This is a genomic window from Mesorhizobium sp. BE184, assembly GCF_031457045.1.
In the GTDB taxonomy this organism is placed as follows: Bacteria; Pseudomonadota; Alphaproteobacteria; order Rhizobiales; family Rhizobiaceae; genus Mesorhizobium.
In genome coordinates this window covers 126,548-145,707 of the sequence record NZ_JAVDVU010000001.1, presented here as the reverse complement: position 1 = coordinate 145,707, position 19,160 = coordinate 126,548, and the positions used below count along the sequence as shown (strand labels likewise).

17 protein-coding genes are annotated in these 19,160 nt (G+C 62.8%); 4 read left to right on the top strand and 13 right to left on the bottom strand.

The window, feature by feature from the left end:
* Window positions 1–35: 35 nt before the first annotated feature.
* The 10 genes from J2X35_RS00660 to J2X35_RS00615 form a co-directional block, all read right to left on the bottom strand.
* Window positions 36–1,436 (bottom strand): NAD(P)(+) transhydrogenase (Re/Si-specific) subunit beta, encoded by a 1,401-nt coding sequence (locus tag J2X35_RS00660; RefSeq protein WP_056107294.1) that lies wholly within the window; start codon window positions 1,434–1,436, stop codon window positions 36–38.
* A gap of 10 nt (window positions 1,437–1,446) precedes the next feature.
* Window positions 1,447–1,866 carry a proton-translocating transhydrogenase family protein gene (locus J2X35_RS00655; RefSeq protein WP_056107291.1) on the bottom strand — a complete coding sequence of 140 codons (420 nt, stop codon included), beginning with the start codon at window positions 1,864–1,866 and terminating at the stop codon, window positions 1,447–1,449.
* Window positions 1,863–3,146: a Re/Si-specific NAD(P)(+) transhydrogenase subunit alpha gene (locus J2X35_RS00650; RefSeq protein ID WP_310180310.1), complete on the bottom strand. Its 1,284-nt coding sequence runs from the start codon at window positions 3,144–3,146 to the stop codon at window positions 1,863–1,865. Before J2X35_RS00650 ends, J2X35_RS00655 begins: the two co-directional genes overlap by 4 nt.
* A gap of 83 nt (window positions 3,147–3,229) precedes the next feature.
* Entirely contained in the window at window positions 3,230–3,457 is a 228-nt protein-coding gene (locus J2X35_RS00645) for an aa3-type cytochrome c oxidase subunit IV (protein ID WP_056107285.1), read from the bottom strand.
* 175 nt (window positions 3,458–3,632) lie between these two features.
* Window positions 3,633–3,782 (bottom strand): DUF3096 domain-containing protein, encoded by a 150-nt coding sequence (locus J2X35_RS00640; RefSeq protein WP_082542360.1) that lies wholly within the window; start codon window positions 3,780–3,782, stop codon window positions 3,633–3,635.
* A gap of 177 nt (window positions 3,783–3,959) precedes the next feature.
* A complete protein-coding gene (locus tag J2X35_RS00635) occupies window positions 3,960–4,685 on the bottom strand; it encodes an N-acyl amino acid synthase FeeM domain-containing protein (protein ID WP_244478697.1) in 726 nt (241 codons plus the stop codon).
* A gap of 202 nt (window positions 4,686–4,887) precedes the next feature.
* The gene (locus J2X35_RS00630; protein ID WP_310180304.1) at window positions 4,888–7,197 is read right to left on the bottom strand and encodes an EAL domain-containing protein; all 2,310 of its coding nucleotides are present in this window, start codon (window positions 7,195–7,197) and stop codon (window positions 4,888–4,890) included.
* Between the two features lie 136 nt (window positions 7,198–7,333).
* On the bottom strand, window positions 7,334–10,807 hold the full coding sequence (locus J2X35_RS00625; RefSeq protein ID WP_310180302.1) for an indolepyruvate ferredoxin oxidoreductase family protein: 3,474 nt from the start codon (window positions 10,805–10,807) through the stop codon (window positions 7,334–7,336).
* Between the two features lie 157 nt (window positions 10,808–10,964).
* On the bottom strand, window positions 10,965–11,492 hold the full coding sequence (locus J2X35_RS00620) for a hypothetical protein (RefSeq protein ID WP_310180299.1): 528 nt from the start codon (window positions 11,490–11,492) through the stop codon (window positions 10,965–10,967).
* Window position 11,493: 1 nt separating this feature from the next.
* Entirely contained in the window at window positions 11,494–12,120 is a 627-nt protein-coding gene (locus J2X35_RS00615) for a CGNR zinc finger domain-containing protein (RefSeq protein ID WP_056107269.1), read from the bottom strand.
* Between the two features lie 92 nt (window positions 12,121–12,212).
* Between J2X35_RS00615 and J2X35_RS00610 the strand changes: the two genes are divergently transcribed.
* From J2X35_RS00610 to J2X35_RS00600, 3 genes are all read left to right on the top strand, one after another.
* Window positions 12,213–13,118 carry a branched-chain amino acid ABC transporter permease gene (locus J2X35_RS00610; RefSeq protein WP_310180296.1) on the top strand — a complete coding sequence of 302 codons (906 nt, stop codon included), beginning with the start codon at window positions 12,213–12,215 and terminating at the stop codon, window positions 13,116–13,118.
* A 286-nt stretch (window positions 13,119–13,404) separates the two neighbouring features.
* Complete coding sequence (locus J2X35_RS00605) at window positions 13,405–13,989, top strand: TRAP transporter small permease subunit (protein ID WP_310183664.1); 585 nt, start codon at window positions 13,405–13,407, stop codon at window positions 13,987–13,989.
* Complete coding sequence (locus J2X35_RS00600) at window positions 13,986–15,773, top strand: TRAP transporter large permease subunit (protein ID WP_156459728.1); 1,788 nt, start codon at window positions 13,986–13,988, stop codon at window positions 15,771–15,773. Before J2X35_RS00605 ends, J2X35_RS00600 begins: the two co-directional genes overlap by 4 nt.
* An 89-nt stretch (window positions 15,774–15,862) precedes the next feature.
* Here J2X35_RS00600 and J2X35_RS00595 read toward each other — a convergent pair whose 3' ends face one another.
* Window positions 15,863–16,972 carry a TRAP transporter substrate-binding protein gene (locus J2X35_RS00595; protein ID WP_056107262.1) on the bottom strand — a complete coding sequence of 370 codons (1,110 nt, stop codon included), beginning with the start codon at window positions 16,970–16,972 and terminating at the stop codon, window positions 15,863–15,865.
* A 285-nt stretch (window positions 16,973–17,257) separates the two neighbouring features.
* On the opposite strand from J2X35_RS00595, the gene J2X35_RS00590 reads away from it, so the two are divergent.
* The gene (locus J2X35_RS00590) at window positions 17,258–18,031 is read left to right on the top strand and encodes a gamma-glutamyl-gamma-aminobutyrate hydrolase family protein (protein ID WP_310180291.1); all 774 of its coding nucleotides are present in this window, start codon (window positions 17,258–17,260) and stop codon (window positions 18,029–18,031) included.
* 3 nt (window positions 18,032–18,034) lie between these two features.
* Here J2X35_RS00590 and J2X35_RS00585 read toward each other — a convergent pair whose 3' ends face one another.
* Both J2X35_RS00585 and J2X35_RS00580 read right to left on the bottom strand, forming a co-directional pair.
* On the bottom strand, window positions 18,035–18,565 hold the full coding sequence (locus J2X35_RS00585; RefSeq protein WP_056107256.1) for a DUF2726 domain-containing protein: 531 nt from the start codon (window positions 18,563–18,565) through the stop codon (window positions 18,035–18,037).
* 113 nt (window positions 18,566–18,678) lie between these two features.
* Window positions 18,679–19,059 carry a hypothetical protein gene (locus J2X35_RS00580; RefSeq protein ID WP_310180288.1) on the bottom strand — a complete coding sequence of 127 codons (381 nt, stop codon included), beginning with the start codon at window positions 19,057–19,059 and terminating at the stop codon, window positions 18,679–18,681.
* Between the last annotated feature and the right edge of the window lie 101 nt (window positions 19,060–19,160).

The window sequence follows — 19,160 nt, the reverse complement described above, 5'->3', positions numbered from 1 at the left end:
GCGCCGGGCTTTTTTCGTATCCGATTGCCGAAGGATCAGTGATCCATCGCCTTGACGATTTCCTCGGTCATTTTCTTGGCGTCGCCGAGCAGCATCATGGTGCCGTCCTTGTAGAACAGCGTGTTGTCGATGCCGGCGTAGCCTGAGCCGAGCGAGCGCTTGACGAACAGGCAGGTGCGGGCCTTGTCGACGTCGAGGATCGGCATGCCGAAGATGGGCGACGACTTGTCGTCGCGCGCCGACGGGTTGGTGACGTCGTTGGCGCCGATGACATAGGCGACATCGGCTTGCGCGAACTCGGAGTTGATATCCTCCAGCTCGAACACTTCGTCATAGGGAACGTTGGCTTCGGCCAGCAGCACGTTCATGTGGCCGGGCATGCGGCCGGCCACCGGGTGGATGGCGTATTTGACCTCGACGCCGTTGGCCTTGAGCTTGTCGGCCAGTTCGCGCAGCGCGTGCTGCGCCTGGGCGACGGCCATGCCGTAACCGGGCACGATGATGACCTTTTGCGCGTTCATCATCAGATAGGCGGCGTCGTCGGCCGAGCCCTGCTTGACGGTGCGTTCGATGCCGTCGTCGGCGCCGGCCGCCGCAGTCTCGCCGCCGAAGCCGCCGAGAATGACGGAGATGAAGGAGCGGTTCATGCCCTTGCACATGATGTAGGACAGGATCGCGCCTGACGAACCGACCAGCGCGCCGGTGATGATGAGCGCCAGATTGCCGAGCGTGAAGCCGAGTGCGGCCGCCGCCCAGCCGGAGTAGCTGTTCAGCATCGACACGACCACCGGCATGTCGGCGCCGCCGATCGGGATGATGAGCAGGATGCCCAGCACCAGCGAGACGAGGACGATCAGCCAGAAGACCAGCTTCACTTCGGTGGCGACGAGCATGGCGATGAGCACGACCAACGCGACGCCGAGCACGATGTTGATGAAATGGCGGCCGCCGATCATGATCGGCTTGCCCGACATGCGGCCGTCCAGCTTCAGGAACGCGATGACGGAACCGGTGAAGGTGATGGCGCCGATGGCGACGCCCAGGCTCATTTCCACCAGCGCCTGCGAGTGGATATCGCCGGCGGTGCCGATGCCGAAGCTTTCCGGCGCATACATCGCGGCGGCGGCCACCATCACGGCGGCAAGGCCAACCAGCGAGTGGAAGGCGGCCACGAGCTGCGGCATCGAGGTCATGGCGATGCGGCGCGCAGTGTAGGCGCCGACCGAGCCGCCTATGGCGAGGCCGAGCACGATCAGGCCGAAGCCGCCGGGCGAAGGCAAGGCCAGCGCCAGCGTCGTGGCGATGGCGATGCCCATGCCGATCATGCCGTAGAGATTGCCCTGACGGCTGGTGGTCGGGTGCGACAGGCCACGCAGCGCCAGGATGAACAGGATGCCGGAGACCAGATAGAGGAAGGAAGCGAAGTTGGCATTCATGGCTTTGCGCTCACTTCTCTTTCTTCTTGTACATGGCCAGCATGCGCTGGGTGACGAGGAATCCGCCGAAGATGTTGACCGAAACCAGCATCAAGGCGATGAAGCCGAAGCCGGTGGCAGCACCCGCCGCCGAGACGCCGACCGCCAGAAGCGCGCCGACGACGATGACAGAGGAGATCGCGTTGGTGACGGCCATCAGCGGCGTGTGCAGCGCCGGTGTCACCGACCAGACGACGTAGTAGCCGACGAAGATCGACAGCACGAAGATGGCGAAGCGGAAGACGAAGGGGTCGATGGCGCCGCCCGACAGAGCGTGCGCGGCGGCGCCCGCGGCATCGGCGCCGGGAGCGGCAAGGTCCTGAACCGCGAGCCGCACGGCGGCAGTCGCCTGGTCGAGTTGGTCGAGAGCTCTCTGCAGCGTTTCCATCATGCAACTCCCTCAGGTCCGGGCTTCTTCGGCTTGGCTGCGGCGGGTTTCTTCGAGGCGACTTTCTTCGGCGCGGACGCTTTCGGCGATGCATCGGCGACCATCGTCCTGGCCGGAATCGCGGCGGGCTCGATGCGTGGTTCTTCCTTCGCCCTGGCGAAGTTCGGATGCACGACCTTGCCGCCATCTGTCAGCATGGTCGCTTCCACGAGCTCATCGTCGCGGCTGATGGCGAGCTGCCTGGAGTCCTTGTCGAACATCGTCTCGAGGAACGCATAGAGGTTCCGGGCGTAGAGCAGCGAGGCGCTCGCCGCGACCCGGCCCGGCACGTTCAAATGTCCGACGATCTTGACGCCGTTGGCGGTGGTGACAACCTTGCCGGCCTGAGCGCCTTCGACATTGCCGCCGCGCTCGACGGCCAGATCGACGATCACCGAGCCGGGCTTCATCGAGGCAACCATGGCAGCCGACACGAGTTTCGGCGCCGGGCGGCCGGGGATCAGCGCCGTGGTGACGACGATGTCCTGCTTGGCGATGTGCTCGGCCGTCAGCGCGGCCTGCTTGGCCTGGTATTCCTTCGACATTTCCTTGGCGTAGCCGCCGGCTGTCTCGGCCGCCTTGAATTCCTCGTCCTCGACGGCGAGGAATTTCGCGCCGAGCGACTGCACCTGCTCCTTCACCGCCGGACGAACGTCCGTCGCGGTGACCACAGCGCCAAGGCGGCGCGCCGTGGCGATGGCCTGCAGGCCGGCGACGCCGACGCCCATGATGAAGATCTTCGCCGCCGGAACGGTGCCGGCAGCAGTCATCATCATCGGCAGCGCCCGGTCATATTCGGCGGCGCCGTCGATGACGGCCTGATAACCGGCGAGATTGGCCTGCGACGACAGGATGTCCATCACCTGGGCGCGGGTGATGCGCGGCATGAACTCCATGGCGAACGCGGTGACGCCCGCCTTTGCCATCGCGGCCACCGCCGCCTCGTTGCCATAAGGGTCCATGGCGGCGATGACCGCCGTGCCCGGCTTGTAAACTTTGAGTTCGGCATCCGTCGGACGGCGGACTTTCAGGACCACATTGGCCCTGGCGGCATCGGAAGCCTTGCCGATGGAGGCGCCGGCCCTGGCGAACTCGTCGTCAACGATGCGCGAAGCCGTGCCCGCGCCGCTTTCGACGACCACGTCGAAGCCCAGCGCGATCAGACGTTTGACCGTATCGGGCGAGGCCGCGACGCGACTCTCGTTCGCATCGATCTCACGCGGGATGAAAACCGTCTGCCCCACCGCCAACCTCCTCCGGCTCAGCCCTGTTTGCGCAGGCGACCGTCCGCTCGTGCGGCGTCACCCGTTTTGCAAGTGCAGGTATGCTATCGCAGAATAAAACCACCCACCGCGCAAAGGATGACGAACAGGACCGTCGCCGAAAAGAACCCTGCGGAGGTGAAGAAGCCGAACGCCATCGCGGCCAGCAGCGCGATTATGACCAGCGAGCCATATTTGGCCAGCTTCAGGAAACCCGAATAGGTGCGGTCGTGTTCGGCATAGTCCATGTCGGCGCCCAATTCGACAGGACCGGCCGGCGGATGATCAGCCATGGAATACCCTCCAGAAATCGCTCTAGCGCACATAGCGAAAAGCGACGCCGAGGGCAATGGCGGTATTGCCGCAGCACACAGCCGTCGATGCTGCGCTTTGCCATCAGAATTTAGGCGGCTGGGGGCAAGCCGTCGATGGTCCGGCGGGAACCTCTTTCTCGCCGGACCCCCAGTTCTAGCCTCCCAGATTGGGGAATAGCCCAAGCAGGCCGACAACGATGAGGTAGATGGCGACGATGTAGTTGAGGAGCCTCGGCATGACGAGAATGAGTACGCCGGCGATCAGGGAAATGAGCGGCGTGAGGGTCAGGGCGGAAATGGTCACGATTGTCTTCCTTCATGCTGGCCGGGCCGGCGGGCGGCCGGGCCGTTCGAGATCAAAGGCGCGGCAACAGAAATACCTTGCCGTCGCAACAACGGCGAAAGCGCCGAAAAGCTCCATCGCGATGGAGCTTCCGGATAGGCGAGGACATGTGACGACGGCTCGGCGGCTGGCGAGCGCTCAGGCCGCGTCGCGATAATACTTGGCGGTCGGCAGGATAGTGAGGGGCGCGAGTTCTCCAATCGAGGCCCTGCCGAACATCAAACGCTGCTCGAACCTGGTCGAGTTGAAGAACGGGAACCGGTCGAGCGTGACCTGCATGTTTTCCGAGCACCGGGACTCGTAGAGATGCACCGGCACGGTCAATCCGGGATAGGTGCGCGGCGGCGCGATCATCGAGGAGCGGAAGATGCGGTGATAGAACGACGCATGTTCTTCCTTGATGGCCGTCAGGCAGGACGTCGCATCGAAATGGTTGCACGCCACCACCGCCAGCCGCAGCGTTATGTAAGGCAGAGCGCGCAGGCTGCCTGACCATTCGGCATCGGCGGCGAAGCGGCTCGGATCGACGAAGGTCTCACCATTGGCGACGCGGTCGCCCAGGATATCGGGAAAGACGTCCGTGCTGGGCGATATCGGATTTTTGCGCGAGGCGAAATGAATGCGAATTGTGCTCGCCAGGCTGCCGTCGACAAAGACGCCGAACCTGAAGGAATTGGGCAGATCGTCGAACTTGTCATGCACCATGCGGGAAGCATCTGGCTTCACCATGCCTGCGTGGACATAAGAATTGTAGCGAAGACGATAGATCGCCTCCAGATCATCGCCGCGGTCACAGAGCCGATATTCGACCCGATCCAATGCTTCAAGCACGCCGCGCGCAAATGACGAAACTTCTGAAGACATCCGCGAATCTTCTTCTGCGGACGCCGAACCCATACGCTGATTTACCATCTAAAAACCCCGTAACCGCCGCCATGAATTACATAACCCACCGCCGGATGGGTAAGAACATAAAAAATGGCTGGGCCGCGTTTACCTAACGTTAAGGTTAACCAAAAGTAAACAACAGACGGCTACTTACACCCTTTTCAGATGTTTGTCAGCTTCAAGCGCGTTTCGTCTGTGATTTCAGGTCACGGGTGAAGGGCCAGGTCATGCTGGACATGGTCTTTATGCCCGATGCGCTGAGCGGAGCGCCGAACAGGAAGCCCTGAACGAGATCGGGTTTTACCTCGCTGGAGAGGATCTTAAGCTGTTCGAAGGTTTCGACGCCCTCGATGGTCACCCGCAGCCCCAGCGGCCGCGACAGGTTGACGATGCCCTTCAAGAGTTCGAGCGAACGGGGGCTGCCGGTGACGTCCATCAGGAAGCTTCGGTCGATCTTGATCTTGTCGAGGGGAAGCTTGTGCAGATAGCTGAGGCTGGAATAGCCGGTGCCGAAATCGTCGAGTGCGATGCTGACGCCGAGCGAGCGGATTTCCTCGATCAGTTCGCGGGTCAGCGACTTGTCGTCGAGCAGAGCCGTCTCGGTGACTTCAACCTCCAGCCGCTGCGGAGAAAGACCGGATTTGGCCAGCGCGTCGCGGACCTTCTGCACGACGTTGCGGTTGCGGAAATCATTGGCCGAAAGGTTGACGGAAACGCCCGTTTCCTCCGGCCATTTGGCGCATTCGGCGCAGGCCGCTTCCAGCACGAAAGTGCTGATTTCGGCAATGATGCCCATCTCCTCGGCAAGCGGGATAAAGACCGCCGGCGAAATGGCGCCAAGATCGGGATGGTCCCAGCGGCAGAGCGCCTCGCAGCTTGCGATACGCATCGTGTCCATGGCGACGATCGGCTGATAGACCACGCGCAATCCCTTGGCCTCGACGGCGCTGCGCAGATCCGCCTTCATCAGCTGACGGGTGCGGAAGGCCGCGTCCATGGCCGCCTCGAACAGGCGCCAGCCGTTCTTGCCAAGCTCCTTGGCCTTGTAGAGGGCGAGGTCGGCCTTGACGATCATCTCGTCGACGTCGGTGCTGTCGACCTGCGCCAGCACCGCGCCGGCGCTGGCCTGGATGCGAAGCGCATGGCCGGCCACGTCGACTTCGCCCTGCATGGCGGTGAAAATGGCTTCCAGCTGGCTGGCGAGATGGCTTTCGTCCTCGATATCATCGAAGAAGAGCATGAATTCATCGCCGCCGAAGCGGCTGACATTGAGCTGCGGTGTGGCGAAGGCAGCCAGCTTCTCGGCCACGGCATAGATCAGCCCGTCGCCGACCGGGTGCCCGAGCGTGTCGTTGATGCTCTTGAAATCGTCAAGGTCGATGACGGCGACGGCGCACATGCGCTCGCGGTTTCCGCCGGCCATGGCGTCGCCGACGAGTTCGTGGAAATAGGCGCGGTTGGGCAGGCCGGTCAAACTGTCATAACGGGCCATGAAGCGGATGCGGTTTTCAGCTTCGACGCGAGCGGTCACATCCTCGAAGGTTATGACGCCAAGTTCCTGGCTGCCCTCGCGGGCGGAGAATTCATAATGCTGGCCATTGGTGAAGCCGACCAGGACCTTGCGGTTGCGGCCTTCATGCAGCGCCCGCGTCAGCTGCGCCTCGACATACTGGCAATCCTTCGGAGCAAGCATGCCGCCGGCGACGCCGCGCATCAGCAGCGAATGCATGGAGCGGCCGAGCAAGGCGTCGGGTGATTTCAGCGACATCAGATGCGCCGCCTCGGCATTGGACACCACCACCTTGCCATCGGGGCCGAGCATGACGAGGCCATGCGACATGGTATTGAGCGCCCGGTCGAAGCGGAGCGCGATCTGCCGCGCCTGCTTGTGGCCCACCACGGCCGAAAACAGCACGTTGCGGACGTGGTCTGCACTGCCCTTCAGCACGAACATGAATGGCACGATCAGCAGGCCGAGCACGATGTGGGGCATGTCCAGCCGCAGGATCAGCGCGGCGGCGATCGGTCCGACCAGGGCCACCGCGAAGATCGACACCATGCGCGGCGAGCCGTAGTTGCGGGCAACCACAGTGACCAGCGAACCCATGGTCACCGAAACTGCGCCGACTTCGGCATAGGTGTCGGGGTAGATGTAGATGGAGGCGAAGCAGAAGAAGCCCAGCATCAGGGCCTGTATGCTGCCCTTGAAAATATACTCGCGCTCCCATTCCTTCGCATCTTCCTCGCTTTGCATCTCGGCTTGCGAACGGTGGAATTTGAGCAGGCCGAAATAGCGCCAGACGCCAACGGACATCAATGCGCAGGCAAGCACCAGAAATATGGCTTCGCCGTTGCGCCAATAGACCATGAGGCTGATGACTGCGTGACAGAGCGCGCCAATAAGCAGCATGTGGGCGTTGTCGAACAACGACCGCACAAACTGGATGTAAACATCCGCAGGGATACTTTCGGTCTTTGTTCTGCCCATTCCCGAGGCCCAAAGCGATGTGTTTTCATGTCACATCGGCCTTAAGAAAGGCTTAGAAACAGGCACATGGCAGGTTTCAAACGGAGTTTGGCTGCATTATCCGGGTCAAATTGCCGTCAGACCGATGCGTGGTCCGTCATTCGGCGGCCTGAAGCTCGGTCGCAAGCCGGCCGCTCGACCATCTTTCCAGAAGCCGTGTCCGCTCGCCGGCGGCCTTCGCCAAGCTTTCTTCGCGGACGTAGCCATAGCCGCGGACCAGGGCAGGAACCGAGGCCAGCGCGACCGCCGCCGGGATGCGCTGCGCCGAAAGAGAAACGGCAATCGTTTCAAGATCGGTTTCGTATTGCCGCAAAAGATCGCGCTCGCGCCGACGCTCCGCCATATAGCCGAACGGGTCGAACGCCGTTCCGCGCAGACGCCGAAGCGCCGACAGCAGGCGGAAACCCTTCATCATCCAGGGGCCGAAGCTCGACTTGCGCGGCCGGCCATCCGCATCCCGCCTTCCAAGGACGGGTGGGGCGAGATGAAATTCCAGCCGGTCGTAATTTTCAAACTGCTTGGCCAGTTCGGCGTGGAAGGACCCGTCGGTATAGAGCCGCGCCACCTCGTACTCGTCCTTGATGGCCATCAGCTTGAAAAGATTGCGGGCGGCGGCTTCGGCGAGTGCGGTCGAACCCGGCTGCGCCCGCTCCTCGGCGGCACGCAGTGCTGCGATCCGGTCCGCATAGCGGCGGGCATAGGCGGCATTCTGGTAGGCGGTGAGAAAGGCGACGCGGCGCGCGACGATCTCGTCCAGCGTGCGGGCGACAGGCGTCTCCGCGACAGCGGTTCTTTCGACCAGACCGCGCACGAATTTTGGCTCATGCGCGGCGCGGCGGCCCCAGCGGAAGGCGGCGATGTTCATGGCCACAGCTTCGCCGTTCAGCTCGATCGCCTTTTCGACCGCCTCAGCCGACAGCGGCAGGCCGCCGTGCTGGCAGGCGAAACCGAGCATGAACATGTTGGCGCCCAGCGAATTGCCGAACAGCGTGCTGGCGGCGCGGGTCGCATCGAAGAAATGCGCCCGCTCATCACCCGCCGCGGCGCGGATGGCCTTTTTGAGCCGTTCGATCGGCAGCGAGAAATCGGCCGAGCGGGTGAAGTCGCCGGGCATGATCTCTGCCGTGTTGGCGAGAAACAGGGTGTGGCCCTCGCGCACCGAGGCCAGCACTTTCTTGGCGCCCGACACGACGAGGTCGCAGCCGAGGACAAGATCGGCCTTGCCGGCCGAAACGCGGATGGCGTGGATGTCTTCCGGCGTCTTCGCGATGCGGACATGGGTGAAGACCGAACCGCCCTTCTGCGCCAGGCCCGCCATGTCGATCATGCCGCAGCCCTTGCCTTCCAGATGAGCGGCCATGCCGAGGATGGCGCCGACGGTGACGACGCCGGTGCCGCCGACGCCATCGATGATCGCCGCCCAGCCGTCATTGCCCAGCCGGAACGCCTGGGGATCCGGCACACCCTGCAGAGGATCGCCTGTGCCGCCGACCCCGCTCGCCTTGCGGATTTTCGCGCCGTGAACCGTCACGAAGGAGGGGCAGAAGCCGTCCTGGCAGGAAAAGTCCTTGTTGCAGGACGACTGGTCGATACGCCGCTTGCGTCCGAACTCGGTTTCCACCGGCTGGATCGACACGCAGTTGGACTTGACGCCACAATCGCCGCAGCCTTCGCAGACGAGCTCATTGATGAAAACGCGCTTGTCCGGATCGGGAAACGTGCCGCGCTTGCGGCGGCGGCGCTTCTCGGCGGCGCAGGTCTGGTCGTAGAGCAGCACGGATACGCCCTTGACCTCCCGCAATTCCCGCTGAACGCGGTCCATGTCGTCGCGATGGTGGATCGTGGTGCGCGGCGGAAACGTAATCTTGCCGGCATATTTGTCCGGCTCATCAGTGACGACGGCGATGCGCTCGACACCTTCCGCCCGGACCTGGTTGGCGATCATGTCGACCGTCAGGCCGCCTTCATGCGGCTGGCCGCCGGTCATGGCGACAGCGTCGTTGTAGAGTATCTTGTAGGTGATGTTGGTGCCGGCGGCGAGCGCGAAGCGCATCGCCAGCACGCCGGAGTGGTTGTAGGTGCCGTCACCCAGGTTCTGGAACAGGTGCTGGCGCGTCGAGAACGGCGCCTGGCCGATCCATTGCGCGCCCTCCCCGCCCATGGCGGTGAAGCCGACCGTCTGACGGTCCATCCACAACGCCATGAAATGGCAGCCGATGCCGGCGGCGGCCAGCGAGCCTTCTGGCACTTTGGTGGAGGTGTTGTGCGGACAGCCGGAGCAGAAGAAGGGCGTGCGCGAACCGATGTCGGCCGTATCGGCAAGCATCGCCTGGAACTGCCGCAGCTTGGCGACGCGCGCCGCCACCTCTTCAGAATGGCCGATGGTTCTCAGGATGCGCTCGCCGAGCGCGATGGCGATGTCGTTCGGGTCGAGCGATCCCTTGGCCGGGAACAGCCAGTCGCCGCGCTCGTCCTTCTTGCCGAGGATGACAGGCTGGATCGCGGTGCCGTAAAGATTCTCGCGCAGCTGCACCTCGATCAGCGAGCGCTTTTCCTCGACGACAATGATCGTGTCGAGGCCGCGGGCGAAATCCGCCACATGCTCGAAATCGAGCGGCCACGGGCAGCCGACCTTGAACAGCCTGACCCCGATGCGGTTCGCGGCCGCTTCGTCGATGCCGATGTCCTCCAGCGCCTGACGCACGTCGAGATAGCTTTTGCCGACCGTGATGATGCCGAGCTTCGGCGCTCGCCCGCCGGAATAGACGATGCGGTTTATGCCGTTGGCGCGGATGAAGGCGGAGACGGCGGCGCGCTTGCCCTCATAAAGCCGTTCCTCCTGGCCGAGCATGTCGAGTTCGTTGCGGATGTTGAGGCCGCCGGGCGGCATATCGAATTTCGGCAGGACGATGTTCAGCCGGTCGAGGGAGGCATCGACGGAAGCCGTCGATTCGATATTGTCCTTGACGCATTTGATGGCGGCCCAGGTGCCGGCGAACCGCGACATGGCGAAGCCGTACAGGCCGTAGTCCATGATCTCCTGGACGCCGGCCGGATTGAGCACCGGGATCATCACATCGACGAAATGATATTCGGTGGCGTGCGCGTTGGTGGAGGATTCGGCCATGTGGTCGTCGCCCATCAGCGCCAGCACGCCGCCATGCTTCGAGGACCCGGCCAGATTGGCGTGACGGAAGACGTCGCCGGAGCGATCGACGCCCGGACCCTTGCCGTACCAGACGGAAAACACGCCGTCATACTTGCCTTCGCCAAGCAGTTCCGACTGCTGCGAACCCCAGCAGGCGGTGGCGGCCAGTTCCTCGTTGAGGCCCGGCTGGAAGACGATGTCGGCGCCGGCAAGCTGCTGCTTTGCTTTCCAAAGCTGCAGATCGAGGCCGCCAAGCGGCGACCCCCGATATCCGGAAACGAAACCGGCGGTGTTCAGCCCTGCCCTGCGGTCGCGCTCGCGCTGCATCAGCAGCATACGGATGACGGCCTGCGCGCCGGACAGGAAAACGCGGTCCTTCGCGAGGTCGAATTTGTCGTCCAGCGCGACGTCGTGCAAGGTCATGCGGTATTTCCTCTGCGGAGGCCAAAACATTCCGGCCAACGTCAGGTTCTGATACCGCAGTCTTTATCCCCGGCACAGGCAGGTCAAATAAAATCGGGGATTGGGGTTACCCGGCGACCGGCTCAGGCGCGTCCAAGCCCGGTCCGGCGGGCGAATTTCAGCCGACAGGACAATTCGGTTTGGGCGCACCCGGCAGCTTGCCATCGCCATGGCCCGCCATTTCCGGGTTCAGCTCGTAGATCGGCCCGGTGACCAGCGGCTTGTCGGGCAGGATGGTCTGGTCCTGGTCGGAAACAAGCGTGGTTTTCAGGGTTTGCAACACCGTTCCTTTGGCGTCCTCGATGCGAATTGATACCGCATAGGGCTTGTCCTTGACGACGCAGGTGAGCGGCGGGCTGGTCAGTGTCTGATGCTGAAGCTTGGGCCATATCTTCTGGGACACGACCAGGGGCGGGCCGCCGGCCGGGTTCTCGAAATCGACGACGGCGGTTTGATCGCTGGCCATCGGGCGCAAGGGCTTCAGCGTGACGACATAGGTGGCGATGCCCAGCCTGTAGTTGAATTCGAACAGCCGCCCCGAAACGGCGAAGAAATCGCCGTCGCCTGAATCCCGGCAGCCGCCGAGCAGCAAGCCCGCCGAGAGAATCAATGCCGCAAGCGCGGAGCCTGAAATCAGCCTCGACATGTCAGCGGTCCTTCCTGGTTACAACGCCCGACGCATCGCCATTCGCCGCCATACGCCGGCGATAGTGGCGGCTGGCCTTGCGTCGGTTGCCGCAGACGGCCATGTCGCACCATTGGCGGCTGGCGTTGCGGCTGCGGTCGATGAACAGCCAGCCGCAGTTGGGGCAGATGCGCAGCCGCGACAGCCGGCCCGGTTCGAGCAGGGACAGCGCCGATACCGCAAGCGCCGCCTCAAAGGCGAGCGGCGTTGCCGCATCGCCGAAGGGACGCTCTGGAGTTGCGGCGAACGGGATGCCGCCAAGACCTTCGGCACATGTCCGCAAAAGAGTCGCCAGCGCAGCAGACTGGATGACATCTTCCGCAACAGCTTCGCGAAACAGTCGGTCGGTGGCCTCGCGGATGGCAAGCACGACCGGCGCGATCCGGCGCGGCGACGCCGCCTCGACCCGCCGGCCACCCAGTTCCTCCGAGCGGAATATGGAGGCCGCTTCGGCAAAGCGTGCGATCTCCTCCGGCTCGGCGAAACGGTCGAACGTCTTGTCCGGATCGCCACGCAGGACGACGGTATTGGCGGCATCCAGCGCCAATGCGCCGCCGCTGAAGCGATGGGATGTCCACGAAACAGGCATGGCATAATCTAACCTGCAAAATAGCTTTGACAAGTTATAATTTGGTGTGCACTCTGGCCTGACCCCGACGCACCGGCGCCGTTGGACGACCCATGCTCTACTTTTTCCAACAGCTTCTGAACGGGCTGCATTCGGGTATGCTCTACGCCCTGCTCGCCTTCGGCTATGCGCTGACCAACGGCATCCTGCACCGCACCAACCTCGCTTATGGCGGGCTCTTCGCCTTCTGCGGGCAGACGATGATCCTGGCGGCCGTGTATGGTTACCAGACGCTCTGGCTGACGCTGCCGGCGAGCATCGTCCTGGCCATCGCCATCGCGTTCGCCTATGCGGCGCTGGCGAGCCGGTTCCTGTCCGGCGTCGTCCTCGAACCGCTGGCCAAGAGTTCGCCGAACACGATCGTCGCGGCGACGCTGGGCGTATTGCTGGCGCTGATGGAAATGGGGCGCATCGCCGCCGACACGCGCGATCTATGGCTGCCGCCGATGTTCGCAGGCCCCGTCGTGTTTGCCGAAGGCGCCGGCTTCAAGGTCACGCTTACCGTCATCCAGTTGGCGAATTGCGCGGTCGGCGTCGCGGCAATCGGGCTTTGCGGCCTCTATCTTTCACGCTCACGCTTCGGCCGTTCATGGCGCGCCGTTTCCGACGATCCGGCTGCCGCGGCGCTTTGCGGCGTGGACGTGCGCGCCGTCTTTCGCACGGCCGTGATGGGCGGCGGCCTTTGCGCCGGGCTGGCCGGCGTGCTGGCGGCGCTTTACTACGGCAATATCGGGTTTGGCGCGGGCCTCATCTACGGGCTGAAAATCCTCTTCGTGACAGCGGTCGGCGGTTTCCTATCGCCAACGCGCGCGGCAGCCGGCGCGGCCGCTTACGGCATCGCCGAATCGCTCTGGGCGGGCTACTTCCCGATCGAGTGGCGCGATGCCTGGATGTTCTTCCTGCTCGTACTCATGCTGGTTCTGGCCGGCGGCGGACACGACAACCGCAAAGCCGCGTAAGTCTCAGACTTTGGTTCAATGGCGGCGGCGCAACCGCTTCTATGACGCCACGGCGCTGTTGATCGGCGCGGCGACGAGTTGACGCGCTCGTCGGCGAACGTCATACCCGTTATCAAAGGCGCGCTGTAGAAATCCGGGGTTCGCGGCAGCGTCGAATTTATCCATGGGAGGATTTGAGATGGCCTTTCTCAATGCCGTCATTCAATCGCCGACTGCCTTGTCACTAGCCATCCTTCTCCTGATCGTGATCGTCGCCATTGTCTGGACGACGATCTACGACACGCGGATGTCGGTGCTTCTGGGCATTTCGCGGGCTATTGACTGGACAAACGAGACGATCGGCAAATGGGTGTCCTGGCTGATCCTGATCTCGATCCTTGTCAGCGCCAGCAATGCCGTGATCCGCAAGGCGCTCAACAGCTCATCCAACGCCTGGCTGGAACTGCAATGGTATCTGTTCGGCGCGGCCTTCCTGCTGGCGGCCGCCTATACGCTGAAGCAGAACGAACACATCCGCATCGACATCGTCTACGGCATGTTCTCACGCCGCGTTCAGCACTGGATCGATCTGCTTGGGCACCTGCTGTTCCTGATGCCGTTCGTGGTCCTGATGGTTTCCTACCTGTTCCCCTACGTTCTGCTGTCGTTCAGGAGCGGCGAGGTTTCGGGCAATGCCGGCGGACTGATCATCTGGCCCGCGAAAATGATGCTCCTGCTCGGCTTCCTGCTACTCGGTTTCCAGGGTGTTTCGGAGATCATCAAGAAGGTCGCCATCATGTGCGGGCTGATCGACGATCCGAATCCATTCATATCCGTGCACGAACAGGCTGAACTCGAAGCAAAAGCCCTCGCCGAGGAGGTCCGCTCGTGATCGAGTTCATCGCGCAGAACATGGCGCCGATCATGTTCCTCTCGCTGATCGTCTTCCTGCTGATCGGCTACCCGGTGGCATTCTCGCTCGCCGCCAACGGTCTGCTGTTCTTCCTGATCGGCGTCGAGCTGGCGCCATTCTCAAGCGGCTCGATCAACCTGTCCTGGCCGCTGCTTTACGCCCTGCCCGAACGCTTCTATGGCGGCGTCATGGCCAACGACACGCTGCTGGCCATACCCTTCTTCACCTTCATGGGAATCGTGCTGGAACGCTCCGGCATGGCGGAGGACCTGCTTGACACGATCGGCCAGCTTTTTGGCCCCGTTCGCGGCGGCCTGGCCTACGCGGTGATCTTCGTCGGCGCACTGCTTGCCGCGACCACCGGCGTGGTCGCCGCGTCCGTCATTGCGATGGGCCTCATCTCGCTGCCGATCATGCTGCGCTACGGCTACGATCGCAGGGTCGCTACGGGCGTCATCGCCGCCTCGGGTACGCTGGCGCAGATCATTCCGCCGTCCCTGGTGCTTATCGTGCTTGCCGACCAGCTCGGCCGTTCGGTCGGCGACATGTATGCCGGCGCGCTTATCCCCGGCCTGGTCCTGACCGGCCTCTACATGGGCTACATCCTGATCATGTCGATCGTCCGGCCGCAGTCGGTTCCTGCCTTGCCCCTGGAAGCGCGAACGCTGGGCCATGGCGTTACCTCGCTGCTGGTCGCCCTGGCGGTCGCCGTCGCGGTCGGCTACGGGGCCTATGTCTACCTTGCGCCCACCCATGGCCCTGACGCCGATATCCTGGCGATGGTCGCCGGCGTCGTCTTCATCTATATCGTCGCACTTCTGGACAAGACATTCAGCTTCAACATGATGTCGCGGCTGGCGCAGCAGGTGATCATCGTGCTGATCCCGCCGCTGGCGCTGGTGTTCCTGGTGCTGGGCACGATCTTCCTCGGCATCGCCACGCCGACCGAAGGCGGCGCGATGGGCGCGGTCGGCGCGCTGATCATGGCCGCGATGAAAGGCCGGCTCAACCTTGACGTCATCCGGCACGCGCTCGCCTCGACCACCCGGCTGTCGTCCTTCGTGCTGTTCATCCTGATCGGCGCGCGCGTCTTCTCGCTGACCTTCTACGGCGTCAACGGACATCTGTGGGTGGAGCACCTGCTCATATCCCTGCCGGGCGGCGAGATCGGATTCCTGATCGCCGTCAACCTTCTCGTGTTTTTCCTGGCGTTCTTCCTCGACTTCTTCGAACTCGCCTTCATCATCGTGCCGCTGCTGGCGCCGGCCGCTGAAAAACTGGGCATCGACCTGATCTGGTTCGGCGTGCTTCTGGGCGTGAACATGCAGACCAGCTTCATGCACCCGCCCTTCGGCTTCGCGCTGTTCTACCTGCGTTCGGTGGCGGCGCGCGTGCCCTATCTCGACCGCATCACCGGCAAGCAGATCGCGCCGGTAACGACAGGCCAGATCTATTGGGGCGCGGTGCCTTTCGTCTGCATCCAGGTGCTGATGATCGGCCTCACCCTCGCCTTCCCGCAGATGGTGATGCACTACAAGGGAACCGTGGTCGATCCGAAGGACATCCAGATCACCCTGCCGCCGCTGAGCGGCGGCGGATCGGGCCTCGGCCAGCCGGGAGGCTTCGGCCTGCCGCCTCTGGGCGCGCCGGCGCCGACGGCGCCCCCGGCAGGTGGAGGCGCCGTGCCGGCCAATCCATCGGCTCCCGCGGCCCCTGCGGCGCCGGCTGCGCCGAACCTGTCGCAGCCGCCAAGCTTCAACTGACGCCGCGCGACAGCCGGCTGACATTCAAACAAAGAAAAACCCCCGCAGCGGCGCTCCGGGGGTTTTTTGATAGGTCGATCGATCAGCGCTTACAGCTTGTTGCCGCGTTGCTGCACCATCATGAAGGTGTCGTAGTTGTATTCGGCGATCTGCATGTTGAGATAGTAGTCCTTGCGGAAGCCGACGATCGATTCCCAGATTTTCTTGAACAGCGGGTTCGAAGCGGACATTTCGCCATACACTTCATTAGCCTTGTCGAAGCTGGCCGACAGGATTTCCTGGCTGAACGGACGAAGCTGGGCGCCGTTGGCGACAAGCTGCCGGACCGCGGCCGGATTCTTGTAGTCGTACTTCTGCAGCATGTCGGCGTCGGTGGCCTGCGCGGCGGTGCGCAGAAGCGATTTGTAGTTTGCCGGCAGCGCCTCGTACTTGCCCTTGTTGAACATCAGGTGGACGGTCGGGCCGCCTTCCCAGAAGCCGGGATAGTAATAATAGGGCGCGACCTTGTAGAAACCGAGTTTTTCGTCGTCATACGGACCAACCCATTCGGCAGCGTCGATCGTACCCTTTTCCAGCGCCGGATAGATATCGCCGCCAGGAATGTTCTGCGGCACCAGGCCGAGACGCTCCATGACCTTGCCGGCGAAGCCGCCGATGCGCATCTTCAAACCGTTGAGATCGGCGACCGTGTTGATCTCCTTGCGGAACCAGCCGCCCATCTGCACGCCGGTGTTGCCACCGGGGAAGCCGACGAGACCCTGGGTGCCGAGGAACTCGTTGAACAGGTCGATGCCGCCGCCATGGTAGTGCCAGGCATTCATGCCGCGCGCGTTGAGCGAGAACGGCACCGCTGCGCCCAGCGCATAGGTCGGATCCTTGCCCCACATGTAATAGGCAACGGTGTGGCAAGCCTCGACCGTGCCGGCCGCGGTCGCATCGGAAGCCTGGAAGGCGGGAACGAGTTCACCGGCCGCGAAAACCTGGATCTGGAAATTGCCGTCCGTGGCTTCCGAAAGCATTTTGGAGAACACTTCGGCACCCCCGTAAATCGTATCGAGCGACTTCGGGAAGGACGAGGCGAGACGCCAGGTGATCTTCGGGTTGGACTGGGCGATGGCCGGTGCTGCAAGCGTCGTGACCGCTGCGGCGGCGCCGACGCCGGTGGTGCCGGCCTTCCTGATAAATGAGCGACGATCCATGAATTTCCTCCCTTAAGTGATGACGAAGCTGACCCCGCTGAAGCGCCTGAAATTTAGGCCGGCTTGAAGGGACAATACACGCGCAAGAACGCGAGTCCAGCGGGCGACGCCATTCCAGCAGACGGCCTGGCGGGAATTTCCGATCTCGCGAAAGGCGTTTACAACTATAGTCTAAACGCCCCGCTCAGCCTGTGTCGCAAGCAGGCAGGCACGGCATGGCAAAACGCCTTGCGATCGCCTATTTTTACAGCAATCTGGACAGGACTAACGAGGTCTTCCGCCGCCATGATCCAACCGCTCGTCGCCGTCTCCACCGATGTCCGCCAATTCGAGAACTACCGCTGGCATGCGGCCCCGCAGCAGTATCTGGAGGCTGCGGTCGCCGGCGCGGGCGTGCTGCCGGTGCTGTTGCCGTCATTCGGCGACAGGCTGGATCTCGACGAACTGCTCTCGGCGGTCGATGGCGTCATGATCACGGGATCGAAATCCAACGTCCATCCCTCGCTCTATGGCGGCGATGCCAGCGAGGCGAACGGACCTTACGATCCGGATCGCGACGCGACGACCCTGCCGCTGATCCGCAAGGCGGTGGAACGCGGCGTGCCGCTGCTCGCCATCTGCCGCGGTATCCAGGAAATGAACGTGGCGCTCGGCGGCACGCTAGCCACCGAAATCCAGGACCGTGAAGGCTCGCTCGACCATCGCGCGCCGGCCAGCGAAAACCAGGACGAACGCTTCGCCATCCGCCAGAGCGTCAGCATCAAGCCCGGCAGCTGTCTGGCCGGGGTGTTCGGCGCCGGCGACATCATGGTCAATTCGGTCCACCGCCAGGCGGTCGACCGGCTCGGACCGGCGCTGCAGGTGGAAGCGGTCGCCGAAGACGGGACGGTGGAAGCCGTCTCGGTTCGCGACGCGCGGGCCTTCGCGGTCGGCGTGCAGTGGCATCCGGAATACTGGGTGCAATCCGACAACGCCTCGCAGCGCGTCTTTAAGGCCTTCGGCGACGCCGTGCGGGCGCACGCAGCGGCGAAAGGCGGGGTGCGGACGGCGGCCGAGTAGCGATCAAGCAGCCTGCGGTAACTTTACGATCTTGCGCACCATCTGGGCGATTTCTTCGTTGGAATGACTATCCAGGACCTCTACAAAGTGAATGCCTGCCTTTCGTAAGGCCTCGCGTTTTATGGCATCTCTCGCGGCGGCACTTCCCTGATGATGCCCGCCCCCCTGATATTCGATCGCGGCCACAGCTTCGCCGTAAGGGCCAAGGATGAGCACGTCGACGCGTTTGCTGTTGACGGCAAAATAAGCCTTGGTGTCGTCCGAACCCACGATTTCCCCAAGGCTTGTTTGTGACAGAACGCGATATCCCCTGCGGAGAGTGGAAACTTCGGATTCCACCACCTTGAACACTCGATATTCGGATTTGTTCATGACCTTCTTCTTGTAGAAGGAAGCCGCCATGACGTATCGGAGCTGACTTGCAGCATCAGGGTGTTTGAACAACGAAAATTTCTGCGGATTCGGCGTCTTCAATAGAATAATCAAGCAACAGACGGCGCAGCCTGCCAGAACGATCAGAATTATCGTGTCCATAATGGATTGCCCGCCCAAGACCAAGACAACCTACAGTTTAGGACATTTGCTTTATATTTTGCTTTTCAGCATCGCTCAAAATTTACGCGATTTCGCTTCAGAATTGTCGACGCTCATCGCAACGCCGCCATCGAAAGCAGGGGAAGCGCCGGCTGGTAGGACTCGTAGCCTTCGCCATCGGCAGCCGCGAAGACAACAATCGGATCGACGCCGTTTTGGCTGAACGAGACCGTGCCGTCGTCGTTGTCGCGCCAGAATTTTGCCCGCTCAAGGCCGGGAAGCAGTTCCCCGCAGCCCGGATCGACGTTCAAGGCTGAGATGGCCGAAGAGGTTTGCCGACGTTCCACCGTGCAGGCCTGTCCGCCATTCGCGACGAGCCTATAGGCGCCAGCAACAGAAGCAGGCCGCGACGGCGGCGCATCGGCTTCGAGCTTCAAAATGTGGGCGCCACCGTAGACCGCCGCAGCCGCCACAATGGCTCCAAGCACCTTCATCGTCGCATACCCACGCCCAAGCAGTTGAATCCATAGTGGATTCCAAGGCGTTAAACAGAGGTTAAACGGACGCGAGCAGCGTTAATGAATGTGGCGAAGCC